Below are 12724 nucleotides of genomic sequence, written 5' to 3'. Positions count from 1 at the left end.
GGAACACCGTGCGGCCCTTCCTGCCGAAGGAGCCTCCGGCGGCCGCTCTTCACACACAACTCCCATGGAACACGTCCACGTGGCCGCGAAATGATCGAATGGAGTCGCCGAGAAGCAGCGAACAGAAGAGGGTCCGCATGTCCGATCAGCCCGCCAGGACCGACGCCACGGCACCCAAGCCGCTCGGTCGACTGCTGGTGGTCGACGACGAACCCGCGATCCTCGACACGGTCGGCCGCTTTCTGCGATTCATCGGATACGAGGTCCGTGCGGCCACCACGGCCAAGGACGCCCTGATCGCGGCGCGCGAGTTCCTTCCCGAACTCATCCTGCTGGACGTGATGCTCCCGGACGGCGACGGTTTCGAGGTGATGCGCAGGCTGCGCTCGGACGGCCTGCCGCACGCCGTCGTCTTCCTGACCGCGCGCGACACCCGCAGGGACCTGGTCCGCGGTCTGAGCGAGGGCGGCGACGACTACATCACCAAGCCCTTCGGTCTCGACGAGGTCGCCGCCCGCGTCGGAGCCGTCCTGCGCCGAACCCGCCGCCACGAGCGCCCGGACCGCGTCCTGCGCGTCTGCGACCTCGAACTCGACCCCGACACCCACACCGTCCGCCGCGCCGGAAGCCCGGTGGACCTCTCCCCTACCGAGTTCCGCCTCCTGCGCTATCTCATGCTGCACAGCGGCCAGGTCGTGCCGCGCGCCCGGCTGCTGGAGCACGTCTGGTCGTACGACTTCAACGGCGACGACACCGTGGTGGCCACCTACATCAGTTATCTGCGCCGCAAGCTGGACGCCCTGGGCCCGCCACTCATCCACACCCAGCGTGGCGTCGGCTACGGGATCGGGGAGCCCCGATGCTGAGCCGGGCCACCCACCGCCCCCTGCGCACCCGGCTCAGCGTGCTGGTCACCGCCCTGTGCGCCTGCGCGATGGCGGCAACCGCACTCACGTGGATCCTCAGCGGGGATCCGGCCGTCATCGTGATCGTCGAGCTGGCCGGCCTGGCCGGAGTGGCGCTGGTCAGCACCGCGGTGGTCCGACGGGAGCTGCGCCCTCTGGAACAGGCTGCGGACACCGCCGATGCCATCGCCACGGGCGACTTCGGCCGACGGATGGTCGCGGCCGACGACGCCCCGACCACCGAGGTCGGCCGCCTCACCGACGCGCTGAACCGCATGCTCGGGCAGATCCAGGCCTCCCTCGCGGCCCGCGAGCAGTCCGAGGACCGCATGCGCCAGTTCGTGGCGGATGCCTCGCACGAACTGCGCACCCCGCTCCAGTCGCTGCGCGGGTACGCCGAGCTCTACCAGCAGGGCGCGCTCCCGGACACGGCAGCGGTCGACGACGCCGTCGCCCGCATGCTCTCCGAAATCCACCGGATGACACGACTGGTCGAATCAATGCTGATGCTGGCCCGCTTCGACGAGCAGGACGACACCGAAGTCGAACAGGTCGACCTCTCGCGCGTCGTGGCCGATTCCTGCCGCGACGCCACTGCCGTCGAACCGGCACGCCCGCTGCACTCACGCATCGAGCCCGGAGTGACCGTCCTGGGCGACGAGGCACAGTTGCGCGGCCTGCTCGGCAACCTTCTCGGCAACGTCCGCATGCACTCCGGCCCAGGCACCCCCTGCCACGTCGATCTGGTGAGGGCCGGGAGCGATGTGCTCCTGCGCGTCGAGGACGAGGGACCCGGCATTCCCGACCACGCCGTGGCCCACGTCTTCGACCGCTTCTACCGTGCTGACAGGGGGCGAAGCCGCGCGAGCGGAGGCAGCGGGCTCGGACTGCCCATCGTCGCCGCCATCGCGGAACTGCACGGCGGCCGAGTACGACTGGACAGCGCGCCCGGCCGCGGCACCCGCGTCGAGGTGATCCTCCCCGGACGGGCGGCTTGAGGTTCACCGAACGGACGCGAGGGACTGGGTGGAGCACCTGGTTCTCCCCCTGCCAGCCACGCCGCGGCGATCCGTAAAGCGCCTGATTGCGCGACCAGGACGGACACCCCACGCGGGCGTGGTCAAAGGGCAGGCAGGGTGATGGCGGTGCGGGTGGTGTCTCAGTGGTGGTCAGGCCGGATCCCTTGGGTAGTGGGAGGCGGTCGCGGAAAGGCGTGAGCGCGGTCCTCAGGCTGCGCACTCAGCGTTATTGGTCAGCAGATGGCGTGTGAGCTTGTCCTACCGTTTCGGCACGGGTCCACGCCGGTCATTCGTAGGATCGGTGGACTCGAGGACTCCGGGTATGGCAGTCAGCTTGTCGCCACTCGATGGCTGAAAAGACTTGGCTGCCCGGAGCCCGTGACGGTCACAACCGCTCATTGGGATAAGCGACTTGATCGCTGTGTAGGACAATGTCGACGAGGCCGTCCGCGGGACCGCAGAATAAACAGCTGACGGAGGCGGCCCTGTTGAGGATCTGGGCCGGGGTCGACATCGGCAAGGAGCATCATCACTGTGTGGCACTCGACCCCATGGTGAACGGATGCTGTCGCGACGTGTCGGCAACGACGAGGCCGAGCTGCTGGAACTCATCCGGGATGTACTCGTCCTGGCTGACCCGGGCGAGGTGCTGGACGGTGGACATCAACCACGGCAGTGCGGCTTTACTCATCGGGCTCCTCCTCGACCGCGGACAGCCGATGGTCTACCTCACCGGTCTGGCCGTTCACCGCGCCTCGGCCGGCTACCGCGGTCAGAGCAAGACCGATGCCAAGGACGCCCACGTCATCGCCGACCAGGCCCGCGTGCGCCAGGACCTCGGGCTGCTGCGGCCTGGCGACGAGGTCGCCGTCGATCTGCGCATCCTCACGGGCCGTCGCCTCGATCTCGTCAACGACCGCACCCGGCAGATCAACCCGCTGCGCGAGCAACTCCTGGAGATCTTCCCAGCGCTGGCGTGCTGTCGGCCGCAGCCGAGGTGGCTGCCCCGATCACAGCGGACACGCCACTCGCCGAGCTGATGGACCGTCCGGACGCGCGGCGGATCTTCACCGAGACGCTGATCCGGTACATGCCGGAGGCCGCTGGCTACATCGTCCAGCCAGACGCGATACCCGGGGACGCGAGCATCCGCAGCATCGCCGCCGTGCACCCAGGAGGTGACAAGTTTCTCGCCGACCTGGAAGAGCAGTTCACCGCGCCCAGTCAGGCCGGTGAGGCGGAGTGAGGTATCGCGGGAGCCGGGATCGCCGACTCCGAACCCCCGCATCCGGCCTGCGCGGCCTCGGCCATCCCGCGGACAGGACCCCCGCGCAACCGAACCCGTGCTGCTCACAGGGGAGCAGCAGGCGCTGTCTCCCGCTCACTGGAACACCTGCTCCGCCAGGACCCCCGAACCGCTGTACTGCCCATGTGCCGGGATCGCACCGCAGGCCGAGCGGTCCGCTCTACCGGCGTCGCAATCCACCGCGTTCCTGGAGACACCGTGGCCGATGACCCTCGTTTCGCGTTCACCAAGATTCTGGTGGACGACCTGGAGACCGAATCCACGTTCTACAACACGGTCCTAGGCCTCGTGGAGAAGCACCGGGTGGCCGGAGGGGAGGGTGGCGGCGCGTACACGCAGAGCGTCATGTGCTGCGTGGGCAGCGACGAGCCCTCGCTGTTGCTGCTCAAGCCTCTCCACCGCACGAGCGGAGCGCCTACCGCCTGCCCTGGCCACGGACGAGCGGCTGCGCCGTCGTGATCCGCCCAGATCTGCTGAACATCCTGTCCGAGGGGACATCCGCGCCGATCGTCACCAGAGATGCCGTCATGCGACTGGAAGCGAACTGAAGAAGAGCAGACGGGACACCGATGGCGCCGACGTCGTCCCATGAGTCCGGAAGAGTCCAGCGTCCGGGCAGCCGACCATCTGCTCTGTCCAGTCCCGCTGGCCCCCAATCGCTCGCCCTGCAGCCGCAGCATGACCCGAACCGGCGCCGCCAGAGCAAGATCCGGACCATTTCCGGACCAGCCCCCGACCGAAGGCTGCGCCAACTACCGTTTTGCCAAGTCAGCGCGGATTCAGCTCCTGTACCGCCAGCAGACGAAGAACCTGCTAGCCACTCTCCGGCGCAGCACCTTTCGGATCGGACGCAAGCGGCGCTACCGAAAGACAGCGGTGATATCGGAATCTTATGGAATCTCCACAAGACAGCAGTGTGAGCAACGCCATCCCTCCGCAACGCCCGACTCGACCGCCAGCCAGGTCAGCATCGGTCCGGACACCACCGAACCTGCAAACGCCTACGCAAGCGCCGGACCTCGGAAAAGACCCCCTCCCCCGAGCCTGACGATGCGTCAGCAAAGTCAGCATTAGGTCAGCAAGAGTCCTGCCACAGCCGCCCACAGACAGCCACACCGTGGAATCGCCAACCGCACCGGCCTAAGCCAGCCGGCTGTTTGGACGCCTTCCGGCAAGCAGGTGGAAGACAGTGAGAATTACCCGACCGTCTTCCGCCCTGCGACCACCAACGGTGACGCGTTTCCGCAGGTCAGCGCACCCTTCCCCGCGGCTTCAACGGGACCGGCGGCAGCTCCGGTGCGGGCAGTGGCGCCCCGTCGTAGCCCTTCACCTCGCCGAACCGGGTGCCTTCCATCCAATCCCGGCGCGCCTGCTCGATCTCTTCCTGGGACCGTCCGATCCAGTTCCAGAACATCACGAGCTCCTCCTCGAACGGCTCGCCGCCCAGGAGCATCAGGCCCGCGTCCGACTCGGCGCGCAGGGGGAGTTCGGTGCGGCCGCAGCCGAGGTAGAGCATCGAGCCCGGCAGCACCGGCACGCCGTCGACATGGGCCTCGCCGGACATGGACAGCACGGCGTACTCGAAGTCCGGCTCCAGCGGGAGGCGTACCTCAGCGCCGCGGGTCAGTGCCAGGTCGGCGCCGACGATCGGGGTGTACGTCGTGCCGGGCGAGGTCGCGCCGTCCAGGTCGCCGAGGATGAGGGTGGCCGTGAGCCCGGGCGCGGTGACGCGTGGGAGTTCGGCGTGGTGCTCGAAGCGCGGGTCGGTGTGGCGGTGGCCGTCCGGGAGGGCGACCCACAGCTGCGCGCCGTGCAGGAAGCGGGCGTGCGGGCGGGGGCTCTCCTCGGAGTGGCTGATGGCCCGGCCCGAGGTCATGAGGCCGAGCTCGCGGGGGCGGATGGTCTGGAGGCTGCCGGTCGAGTCGCGGTGCAGTACCTCGCCCTCGTGCAGCCAGCTGACCGTCTGCAGGCCCATGTGGGGGTGCGGCGGGACCTGCATGCCGGGTTCGTCGGCGATGTCGTCGGGGCCGTAGTGATCGACGAAGCACCAGGCGCCGACCATGCGGCGGCCCAGGTTGGGCAGCAGCCGGCGGACTTCGGTCGACTCGCCGAGCGGGACCCGGCGAGGACTGAGGAGTTCGCGCACCGGCTCCGCCACGACGAAGCCACGGCCGCCGCACAGCGCGGGAACCGCCTCGCGATCAAGATTGCTCATGGCGCACAACCTAGTCCCGTAGCCGCCCCAGCAAAATAGTAGCCATGGACATAGTAGCCATGTACGGTATCTCTCATGAGCAGCGGTTACGAGAACGCGACGCCCGGGTTCCTGGTGTGGCGTCTGTCGATGAAATGGCGGGTCGCCGTCGACCGGGCGATGGTCCCGCTGGGCCTCACCCACGCCCAGTACTCGCTGGTCGCCTCGCTGTACGGCATGCAGCGCACCGGCGAACGCCCCAGCCAGCGCCGGCTGGCCGACCACACCGGCCTGGAGCCGCTGTACGTCTCCAAGCTGGCCCGCAGCCTGGAGTCGGCCGGACTCGTGGAACGCACCCGCGACCCCCGGGACCCGCGCGCGGTGCAGTTGGCCCTCACCGACCAGGGGCGCGAGGTCACCGGGCGCGCCATCACGGTCGTACAGGGTCTGCTGCGGCAGTTCCTGGCGCCGCTCGGCGGCCTCGACGCGCCGCGTGCCCAGGAGTTCACCCGCGACCTCGTGGCCCTGCTCGACGCACCTCTTGATCCGTTCAGCGAGAACGACCAGAACGAGAAGGAGCAGTCATGACCACCACCGAACCCGTCGCCGATGCCCGGGCCCTGGGCCTGGCGCACTACGCCGCCCGCGCCGTCCTGGAGAACGTCCTGGACCGGCACGGCGCCACCTTCCAGCAGCAGATCACCCTCCGGCTCGTCGTCGTCGCCGGGCAGCCGGTCGAGCACGAGGCCCTCGTGGCCCAGGTCGTCGGCTCCCTCAAGGTCGAGGCCGCCGAGGCGCGGGGCGTCATCGCGGAACTGGGCGCCAAGGGCCTGGTCACCGTGGACGGGTCCGACGTGCGCGTCACGGATGCCGGACGCGACTTCTACACCCGGGTGAGCGCCGAGACCGGGGAGATCAGCGCCCGGATCTGGGGCGGCATCCCGGCCGAGGACCTCGCGGCGGCCGGTCGCGTCCTGGCGACCGTCACCGAGCGGGCCGACGCCGAACTCGCCGCGCTGGCCGCCTGAACACCTCGGGCCCGGCTCCCCGAGGAGCCGGGCCCGGTCGTGTTCTACGTAGGGCCCGCCGAGGCGCGGCCGCGCCGGTGCGCTATCTCGCCGTAGAGAACGTCCGCGACGACGAAGGCCGCCAGGGGGATACCGAGGAGCGGGACGAAATAGCCGAGTACGGCGATCACGGCGACGCACGGGACGACGATCTGCGGGGGCACCTGCTGCCAGGCGCCGCGTGGGATCGGCCGGCCGAAGGAGGAACCACGGCCGCGCTGCCACCACATGCGGTAGCCCCAGACGATCAGCAGGACCAGGGCGAGCGCCAGGGCCATCAGGGCGATCTGGTTGACCAGGCCGAACAGGATCCCGGTGTGCAGGTCGATGCCCCAGCGGGTCAGCTTCGCGAGCAGCGGGTAGTCGGCGAACCGCAGCACGTCGGTGACCTCGCCGGTGGCCGGGTCGACCGCCACGGAGTCCTGCTTCTCGGGCCAGCTGCGCTGGATCTGCCGCACCACGTACGCGGAGCCGGTGTCGGCGGGCGGGACGATCTCCACCGGATCGGTCAGACCCTCGGCACGGGCCGCGGACAGGACCTTGTCGAGCCCGACCCCGTGCTCGCCCCCGCCCGCGGAGGCGGCGGCGCCGTGGCCCGCGTGGTCGCCGCCCGCCGTGGCCGAGACGGACGGGGTGGCCTGGCCGAGCGAGGTGCGCAGTTCGTCGATGTTGGCGCCGGCGTACGTCGACCAGGTCAGTCCTGTCGCCGACAGGAAGAGGAAGCCGGCGGCGGTCCAGACGCCGACGGTGCCGTGCAGGCCGAGCGTGCGGCGCCGGCCGTTGGTACCGCGGACCTTGCGCAGGGCGCGGCGGCGGGAGAACCACAGCACCAGGCCGCTACCCGCGATCACCCACAGCCAGCTGGCGGCGAACTCGCTGTAGAGGCGGCCCGTGTCGCCGAGGTGCAGGTCCCGGTGGAACTCGTCGATCCAGGTCCGCAGTGGCAACGCGCCGGTCGAGCCGTACTGTTCGAGGGCCCCGCGCACCTTCGCGGTGTACGGGTCGACGAAGACGGCGAGGGTGTGGTCGGGATCCACGCCCTTCACGCCGGACAGCAGCACCCGGGTGGTGGCGTCCGCCTCCGGGGAGGGCCGTACCGCGGAGACGGTGCCCTCGGGATGGGCCTTGCGGGCGGCGCTGACCTGCTCGGAGACCGGCAGCTTGGTGTCACCGACCTCGGCGACGGTCATCTCGTGGGCGTACACGAGCTTCTCGGCCTGGAAGGCGCCGGCATAGAGGAAACCGGTGACGGCGGCGACAAGCAGGAAGGGGGCGACGAGCACTCCGGCGTAGAAGTGCAGCCGCAGGACGAGGGGCCGCAGGGAGGCCCACGGGCCCGGGGAGGCCGTGGGGGTTGGTTCGGCTTTCGGGGCCTCGTCCTTGGTCGGCGAGGGAGCGGTGGACATCGGCGGGCTTCTCCGGGGGACGGGATGGTGTGGTGCTGTGGCGGTCCAGTAGTCGGGGGAGGCGGACGCCGAGTTCCCGGGGGCCCAAGTGGCGTACGTCACACGGCACTACGACCGTCCCCGACCGTTCATGGCATGCTGACGGCATGGCAACTCCCCGTAACCACCCGTCACTTGCCGAGCAGGTCGAGGAACTCCTCGCCACCGACGGCCCGCTGCCCATCGTCACGGCCGGTGATCCCGTCCTGCGGCGCGGCACCGAGCGCTTCGACGGACAGCTCGACTCCGCCCTGCTGGCCCGCTTCGTCGAGGCCCTGCGCGTCACCATGCACGCGGCGCCGGGCGTGGGCCTGGCCGCGCCGCAGGTCGGCGTGGCGCTGCGGATCGCGGTGATCGAGGACCCGGCGCCGGTGCCGGAGGAGGTACGGGTGGCGCGGGGGCGGGTGCCGCAGCCGTTCCGGGTCCTGGTCAATCCGTCGTACGAGCCCCTCGGCGCCGCCCGCGCCGCCTTCTTCGAGGGCTGTCTGAGCGTGCCGGGCTGGCAGGCCGTGGTGGCCCGGGCCGCCGAGGTGCGGCTGACGGGCGAGGACGAGCACGGGCGGCCGGTGGACGAGGTGTTCAGCGGCTGGCCCGCGCGGATCGTGCAGCACGAGACGGACCACCTGGACGGCACGCTCTACCTCGACCGGGCGGAGCTGCGGTCGCTGTCCTCGAACGAGGCGATGGCCCAGCGCTGGACGCGGCCCACACCGCAGGAGGCCGCGGAGGCGCTGGGCTTCGAACTCCCGTAGGCCGCAAGGCTTCCGGGCGCGAGCGTCGTCAGTTGTCCCGGTACGCCTCCAGCAGCCGCAGCCACACCTCGCTGATCGTCGGGAACGACGGAACGGCGTGCCACAGCCGGCTGATCGGCACCCGGCCCGCGACCGCGACCGTCGCCGAGTGGATGAGTTCACCGACGCCGGGGCCGACGAAGGTGACGCCGCGCAGGATCTCCTCGTTCAGGTCGACGACCATGCGAGCGCGGCCCCGGTAGCCGTCGGCGTACAGGCCCGCGCCGGACGCGGAGGACATCTCGACGTCCACGGCACGCACGCGGTGACCGGCCTGCTCGGCCTCCGCGAGGGACAGACCGACGGCCGCCGCCTCCGGGTCGGTGAAGACGACCTGGGGAACCGCGTGATGGTCGGCGGTGGCCGCGTGCGCGCCCCAGGGGTCCGTCTCCAGGATCGGCACGCCGGAGGCGCGGGCGGCGATGGCGGCACCGGCGATGCGCGCCTGGTACTTGCCCTGGTGGGTGAGGAGCGCGCGGTGGTTGACGTCGCCGACCGCGTACAGCCAGGTGCTGCCCGACACCAGCATGCTGTCGTCGACCGGCAGCCAGCCGCCCGGCTCCAGGCCGACCGTCTCCAGGCCGATGTCGGCGGTGCGCGGCTTGCGGCCGGTGGCGAAGAGGATCTCGTCGGCCTCGATGCGGTCGCCCTGGCCGGTCATGACGACGACCGTGCCGTTCTCCCGCGTGACCGACTCCACCGACGTACCCGTCCGCACGTCCGCGCCGGCCTCCGCCAGCGCCTCCTCGACCAGCTCCCCGGCGAAGGGTTCCATCCGGGGCAGCAGGCCCTTGCCGCGCACCAGGAGGGTGACCTTCGAGCCGAGCGCCTGATAGGCGGTGGCCATCTCGGTGGCCACCACTCCCCCGCCGACCACCACGAGACGGCCCGGGACCTCCTGCGCGCTGGTGGCGTTTCTGCTGGTCCACGGCCTCACCTCGGCCAACCCGGGCAGATCGGGCAGCACGGCGTCGGTGCCGGTGCAGACGGCGACGGCGTGCCGGGCGGTGAGCACGCGCTCCGCGCCGTCCGAGCCGGTGACGGTGACCGTCCGGGGGCCGGTCAGCCGGCCCTTGCCGCGGTAGAGGTCGGCGCCGATGCCGTCCAGCCATGTCGCCGCGCCGTCGTCGTGCCAGTCGGAGGTGTAGTAGTTGCGATGCGCGAGGACCGCGGCCGCGTCGAGGGGGCCCTGCACCGACTGGCGCAGACCGGGCACGCGTCGGGCGTCGGCGCGGGCGATGGCCGGGCGCAGCAGGGCTTTGCTGGGGATGCACGCCCAGTACGAGCACTCGCCGCCGACCAGTTCGCTCTCCACGACCGCGGTGGACAGGCCGGCCGCACGGGTGCGGTCGGCCACGTTCTCCCCCACGGGCCCGGCCCCGAGCACCACGACGTCGTACGCGTTGGTTTCCGTTTCCGTCATGGGGTCAGTCTGGTGGGTGGTGTGCGTTGAGGCCACACGGGTAGGGGCGCGGAATACGTGATGGGCCGGCCGTGTTGTTCCGTCGGCTTCGCCCCGACAGCAGGAAGAGGGAATTCAGGTCATGAGCAGCACCGTGGAGCTCACCAAGGAGAACTTCGACCAGACGGTCACGGACAACGAGTTCGTCCTCATCGACTTCTGGGCGTCCTGGTGCGGGCCGTGCCGTCAGTTCGCGCCGGTGTACGAGAAGGCGGCCGAGGACAACCCGGACCTGGTGTTCGGCAAGATCGACACGGAGGCGCAGCCGGAGCTGGCCGCGGCCTTCGGCATCCAGTCGATCCCCACGCTGATGATCGTGCGTGACCAGGTCGCCGTGTTCGCGCAGCCGGGCGCCCTGCCCGAGGCCGCGCTGGCGGACGTCATCGGGCAGGCACGCAAGCTGGACATGGACGAGGTCCGCAAGGCCGTGGCCGCACAGCAGGCGCAGGCCGAGCAGAACGGGCAGTGACGGACGCGGTGCCCGGCACCGGTGCGGACTGACCTGAAAGCGATCCGCCCTGCGGCGTAGGCCCCGTAGTCCCAGATTGACCCGCGGGTCAGGACGGCCGTGCACGCGTGGTCGGCGTGCATGAGCGCCCACAGTCACCGGCTGCGCGACCCGCGGCCTCGGTCCCGTCGATGGACGCGCCGGCCGCGACCCGCGCCGAGATCGCGCAGGCCGAGGCGGACGTCGCGTGCAAGACGTGGACGAACCTGGTGGGCATCTGGTTCGCGGTGGAGTCCGCGTACCAGCGGGCCGCGATCCACGAGCACCATGACGAACTCGCGTCCGTCGCCGAACGCCGCGACCGGCAGGCGGCGCGGACCGAGCGTCTCTACCGGTCGTACACCGGCTGGCGCACGGCTGAGCGGACATGGTGAAGTCCGCAGCGGTTCGGTAGCGCCCCCGAAGGGGCGCGGGGAACTGCGCGACCGGCCACGACGGCGCCGCGGACGACCGACGGCACAGCGCGGCACTTCCAGCGGAGCGCTTAGCGCACGGCCGGCGCCGGTTGCGAAAGCGGCGTCGTCGCCGAAAGGCGGCCACGCGGGCGCCGCTTTCGCAACACGCCCTCGCGGGCCCAGGCCTAGAAGGGGTACGGCGCCACATCACCGCGTACGGTCGTCCAGCGCACGTCCGTGAACGCCTCCAGGTTGGCCTCGCCGCCGAAGCGGGCGCCGGTGCCGGAGGCGGCCACGCCACCGAAGGGGGCCACGGCCTCGTCGTTGACCGTCTGGTCGTTGATGTGGACGATGCCGGTCGGGATGCGCTCGGCGAGGTCGAGGCCACGGGCGGTGTCACGGGTGACGATGCCGAGCGAGAGGCCGTACTCGCCGGCCGAGGCGAGGGCCGCCGCCTCCTCGGGGCTGCTGAAGGGCCGTACCGGGGCGACCGGGCCGAAGACCTCCTCGGCGTAGGCGGGGCTCTGGTCGTCCACCCCTGCGATGACGGTGGGCCGGTAGAAGAGCCGGTCGTGGGTGCCACCGGCGGCCACCTTGGCGCCGCGTGCCGTGCTGGCCTCGACGAGCCCGTGCACCTTGGTGAGCTGGGCGTCGTCGATGATCGGCCCGAGGTGGACCTGCTCGCGGTGCGGATCTCCGACGGCGAGCGAGTCTGCCTTGGCCGCGAGACGCTCCACGTACTCCTCGTACAGGGAGCGGTGGACGAGGTGGCGGCCGGTCGTCATGCAGATCTGGCCCTGGTGGAAGAAGGAGCCCCAGGCGGCCGTGGAGATCACGGCATCGAGGTCGGCGTCCTCCAGGACGACCATGGCGGAGTTGCCACCGAGTTCCAGGTGGACGCGCTTGAGGTGGCGTCCGCCGGCCTCGCCGACGGCGCGTCCGGCGGCGGTGGAGCCGGTGAAGGAGATGACGGGGACGCGCGGGTCGGCGACCAGGGCCTGGCCGACGTCCGGGCCGCCCGGCAGGACGTGGAAGAGGTTCTCCGGCAGGCCCGCCTCCGCGAGGACCGCGGCGAGGGAGAGCCCGCCGCAGACGGCGGTGCGCGGGTCCGGCTTGAGGACGACCGCGTTGCCGAGCGCCAGGGCCGGGGCGACGGAGCGGATGGACAGGATCAGCGGCGCGTTGAACGGGGAGATCACACCCACCACGCCCACCGGGACGCGCCGGGTGTAGGACAGGCGGGGCGCCTCGGAGGGCAGGACCTGGCCGGCGGGGCGGGAAGCGAGGGCGGCGGCCTCGTAGCACTCCTGGGCGGCGACGTGCAGTTCGAAGTCGGCCTTGCCGGGGATGGAACCGGACTCGCGGACGAGCCACTCCCGCAGTTCTTCCGCGTGAGCGGTGAACAGGTCGCCGGCCTTGCGCAGGACCGCGGCGCGGACGAAGTGCGGGGCACGGGCCCATTCCGTCTGGGCGGCGCGCGCCGCTTCGGCGGCCCTGTCCACGTCCTCGGCGGAGGCGAGGGTGACGGTGGCGAGCGTGTCCCCGGTGGCGGGCTCCGTGACGGCGTACTCGGGCCCCGACAAGGGGTGGGGCTGCCAGGTCTTCGGGTCGAGCAACGGCATGACGGCTCTC

At 71.0% G+C, this 12724-nt stretch carries 14 protein-coding genes; 10 read left to right on the top strand and 4 right to left on the bottom strand.

The window, feature by feature from the left end:
• Window positions 1-137 precede the first annotated feature (137 nt).
• The 5 genes from ABZZ74_RS30725 (at window position 138) to ABZZ74_RS30705 (ending at window position 3689) form a co-directional block, all read left to right on the top strand.
• Window positions 138-866 (top strand): response regulator transcription factor, encoded by a 729-nt coding sequence (locus ABZZ74_RS30725; protein WP_356770429.1) that lies wholly within the window; start codon window positions 138-140, stop codon window positions 864-866.
• Complete coding sequence (locus ABZZ74_RS30720) at window positions 860-1903, top strand: HAMP domain-containing sensor histidine kinase (protein ID WP_356770427.1); 1044 nt, start codon at window positions 860-862, stop codon at window positions 1901-1903. The genes ABZZ74_RS30725 and ABZZ74_RS30720 overlap by 7 nt, the downstream gene beginning before the upstream one ends.
• 452 nt (window positions 1904-2355) lie before the next feature.
• Complete coding sequence (locus ABZZ74_RS30715) at window positions 2356-2964, top strand: IS110 family transposase (protein ID WP_356770425.1); 609 nt, start codon at window positions 2356-2358, stop codon at window positions 2962-2964.
• The gene (locus ABZZ74_RS30710; protein WP_356770423.1) at window positions 2964-3170 is read left to right on the top strand and encodes a hypothetical protein; all 207 of its coding nucleotides are present in this window, start codon (window positions 2964-2966) and stop codon (window positions 3168-3170) included. The genes ABZZ74_RS30715 and ABZZ74_RS30710 overlap by 1 nt, the downstream gene beginning before the upstream one ends.
• A gap of 258 nt (window positions 3171-3428) precedes the next feature.
• Window positions 3429-3689 (top strand): hypothetical protein, encoded by a 261-nt coding sequence (locus ABZZ74_RS30705; protein ID WP_356770421.1) that lies wholly within the window; start codon window positions 3429-3431, stop codon window positions 3687-3689.
• A 790-nt stretch (window positions 3690-4479) separates the two neighbouring features.
• On the opposite strand, the gene ABZZ74_RS30700 is transcribed toward ABZZ74_RS30705, so the two are convergent.
• Window positions 4480-5445 (bottom strand): pirin family protein, encoded by a 966-nt coding sequence (locus ABZZ74_RS30700; RefSeq protein WP_356770419.1) that lies wholly within the window; start codon window positions 5443-5445, stop codon window positions 4480-4482.
• Window positions 5446-5520: 75 nt separating this feature from the next.
• Here ABZZ74_RS30700 and ABZZ74_RS30695 point away from each other — a divergent pair, with 75 nt between their 5' ends.
• Window positions 5521-6012: a MarR family transcriptional regulator gene (locus tag ABZZ74_RS30695; RefSeq protein WP_356770417.1), complete on the top strand. Its 492-nt coding sequence runs from the start codon at window positions 5521-5523 to the stop codon at window positions 6010-6012.
• Entirely contained in the window at window positions 6009-6452 is a 444-nt protein-coding gene (locus ABZZ74_RS30690) for a MarR family transcriptional regulator (protein ID WP_356770415.1), read from the top strand. The genes ABZZ74_RS30695 and ABZZ74_RS30690 overlap by 4 nt, the downstream gene beginning before the upstream one ends.
• Before the next feature lie 44 nt (window positions 6453-6496).
• Here the strand turns inward: ABZZ74_RS30690 and ABZZ74_RS30685 are convergent, their stop codons facing one another.
• The gene (locus ABZZ74_RS30685) at window positions 6497-7897 is read right to left on the bottom strand and encodes a PepSY-associated TM helix domain-containing protein (protein WP_356770413.1); all 1401 of its coding nucleotides are present in this window, start codon (window positions 7895-7897) and stop codon (window positions 6497-6499) included.
• Between the two features lie 146 nt (window positions 7898-8043).
• Here ABZZ74_RS30685 and ABZZ74_RS30680 point away from each other — a divergent pair, with 146 nt between their 5' ends.
• Window positions 8044-8688, top strand: a complete 645-nt coding sequence (locus ABZZ74_RS30680) for a peptide deformylase (protein ID WP_356770411.1) — start codon at window positions 8044-8046, stop codon at window positions 8686-8688.
• A gap of 28 nt (window positions 8689-8716) precedes the next feature.
• On the opposite strand, the gene ABZZ74_RS30675 is transcribed toward ABZZ74_RS30680, so the two are convergent.
• Window positions 8717-10150 carry an NAD(P)/FAD-dependent oxidoreductase gene (locus ABZZ74_RS30675; protein ID WP_356770409.1) on the bottom strand — a complete coding sequence of 478 codons (1434 nt, stop codon included), beginning with the start codon at window positions 10148-10150 and terminating at the stop codon, window positions 8717-8719.
• Window positions 10151-10271: 121 nt separating this feature from the next.
• Between ABZZ74_RS30675 and trxA the strand changes: the two genes are divergently transcribed.
• On the top strand, window positions 10272-10658 hold the full coding sequence (gene trxA, locus ABZZ74_RS30670) for a thioredoxin (protein ID WP_356770407.1): 387 nt from the start codon (window positions 10272-10274) through the stop codon (window positions 10656-10658).
• Window positions 10659-10828: 170 nt separating this feature from the next.
• A complete protein-coding gene (locus tag ABZZ74_RS30665; protein ID WP_356770405.1) occupies window positions 10829-11071 on the top strand; it encodes a hypothetical protein in 243 nt (80 codons plus the stop codon).
• 206 nt (window positions 11072-11277) lie between these two features.
• Here ABZZ74_RS30665 and ABZZ74_RS30660 read toward each other — a convergent pair whose 3' ends face one another.
• The gene (locus ABZZ74_RS30660; protein WP_356770403.1) at window positions 11278-12714 is read right to left on the bottom strand and encodes a benzaldehyde dehydrogenase; all 1437 of its coding nucleotides are present in this window, start codon (window positions 12712-12714) and stop codon (window positions 11278-11280) included.
• Window positions 12715-12724: the final 10 nt, after the last annotated feature.

Source organism: Streptomyces sp. NPDC006476 (genome assembly GCF_040612015.1).
Lineage (GTDB): Bacteria > Actinomycetota > Actinomycetes > Streptomycetales > Streptomycetaceae > Streptomyces > Streptomyces griseorubiginosus_B.
This window is presented reverse-complemented; position numbering and strand designations above follow the sequence as displayed.

Excerpts from the sequence above, each read along its gene's own strand:
- ABZZ74_RS30700 (WP_356770419.1), bottom strand. The coding sequence starts at position 5,445 with ATGAGCAATCTTGATCGCGAGGCGGTTCCCGCGCTGTGCGGCGGCCGT.
- ABZZ74_RS30725 (WP_356770429.1), top strand. The coding sequence starts at position 138 with ATGTCCGATCAGCCCGCCAGGACCGACGCCACGGCACCCAAGCCGCTC.
- ABZZ74_RS30710 (WP_356770423.1), top strand. The coding sequence starts at position 2,964 with ATGGACCGTCCGGACGCGCGGCGGATCTTCACCGAGACGCTGATCCGG.
- trxA (WP_356770407.1), top strand. The coding sequence starts at position 10,272 with ATGAGCAGCACCGTGGAGCTCACCAAGGAGAACTTCGACCAGACGGTC.
- ABZZ74_RS30685 (WP_356770413.1), bottom strand. The coding sequence starts at position 7,897 with ATGTCCACCGCTCCCTCGCCGACCAAGGACGAGGCCCCGAAAGCCGAA.
- ABZZ74_RS30695 (WP_356770417.1), top strand. The coding sequence starts at position 5,521 with ATGAGCAGCGGTTACGAGAACGCGACGCCCGGGTTCCTGGTGTGGCGT.
- ABZZ74_RS30675 (WP_356770409.1), bottom strand. The coding sequence starts at position 10,150 with ATGACGGAAACGGAAACCAACGCGTACGACGTCGTGGTGCTCGGGGCC.
- ABZZ74_RS30690 (WP_356770415.1), top strand. The coding sequence starts at position 6,009 with ATGACCACCACCGAACCCGTCGCCGATGCCCGGGCCCTGGGCCTGGCG.
- ABZZ74_RS30665 (WP_356770405.1), top strand. The coding sequence starts at position 10,829 with ATGGACGCGCCGGCCGCGACCCGCGCCGAGATCGCGCAGGCCGAGGCG.
- ABZZ74_RS30680 (WP_356770411.1), top strand. The coding sequence starts at position 8,044 with ATGGCAACTCCCCGTAACCACCCGTCACTTGCCGAGCAGGTCGAGGAA.
- ABZZ74_RS30720 (WP_356770427.1), top strand. The coding sequence starts at position 860 with ATGCTGAGCCGGGCCACCCACCGCCCCCTGCGCACCCGGCTCAGCGTG.
- ABZZ74_RS30715 (WP_356770425.1), top strand. The coding sequence starts at position 2,356 with ATGTCGACGAGGCCGTCCGCGGGACCGCAGAATAAACAGCTGACGGAG.
- ABZZ74_RS30660 (WP_356770403.1), bottom strand. The coding sequence starts at position 12,714 with ATGCCGTTGCTCGACCCGAAGACCTGGCAGCCCCACCCCTTGTCGGGG.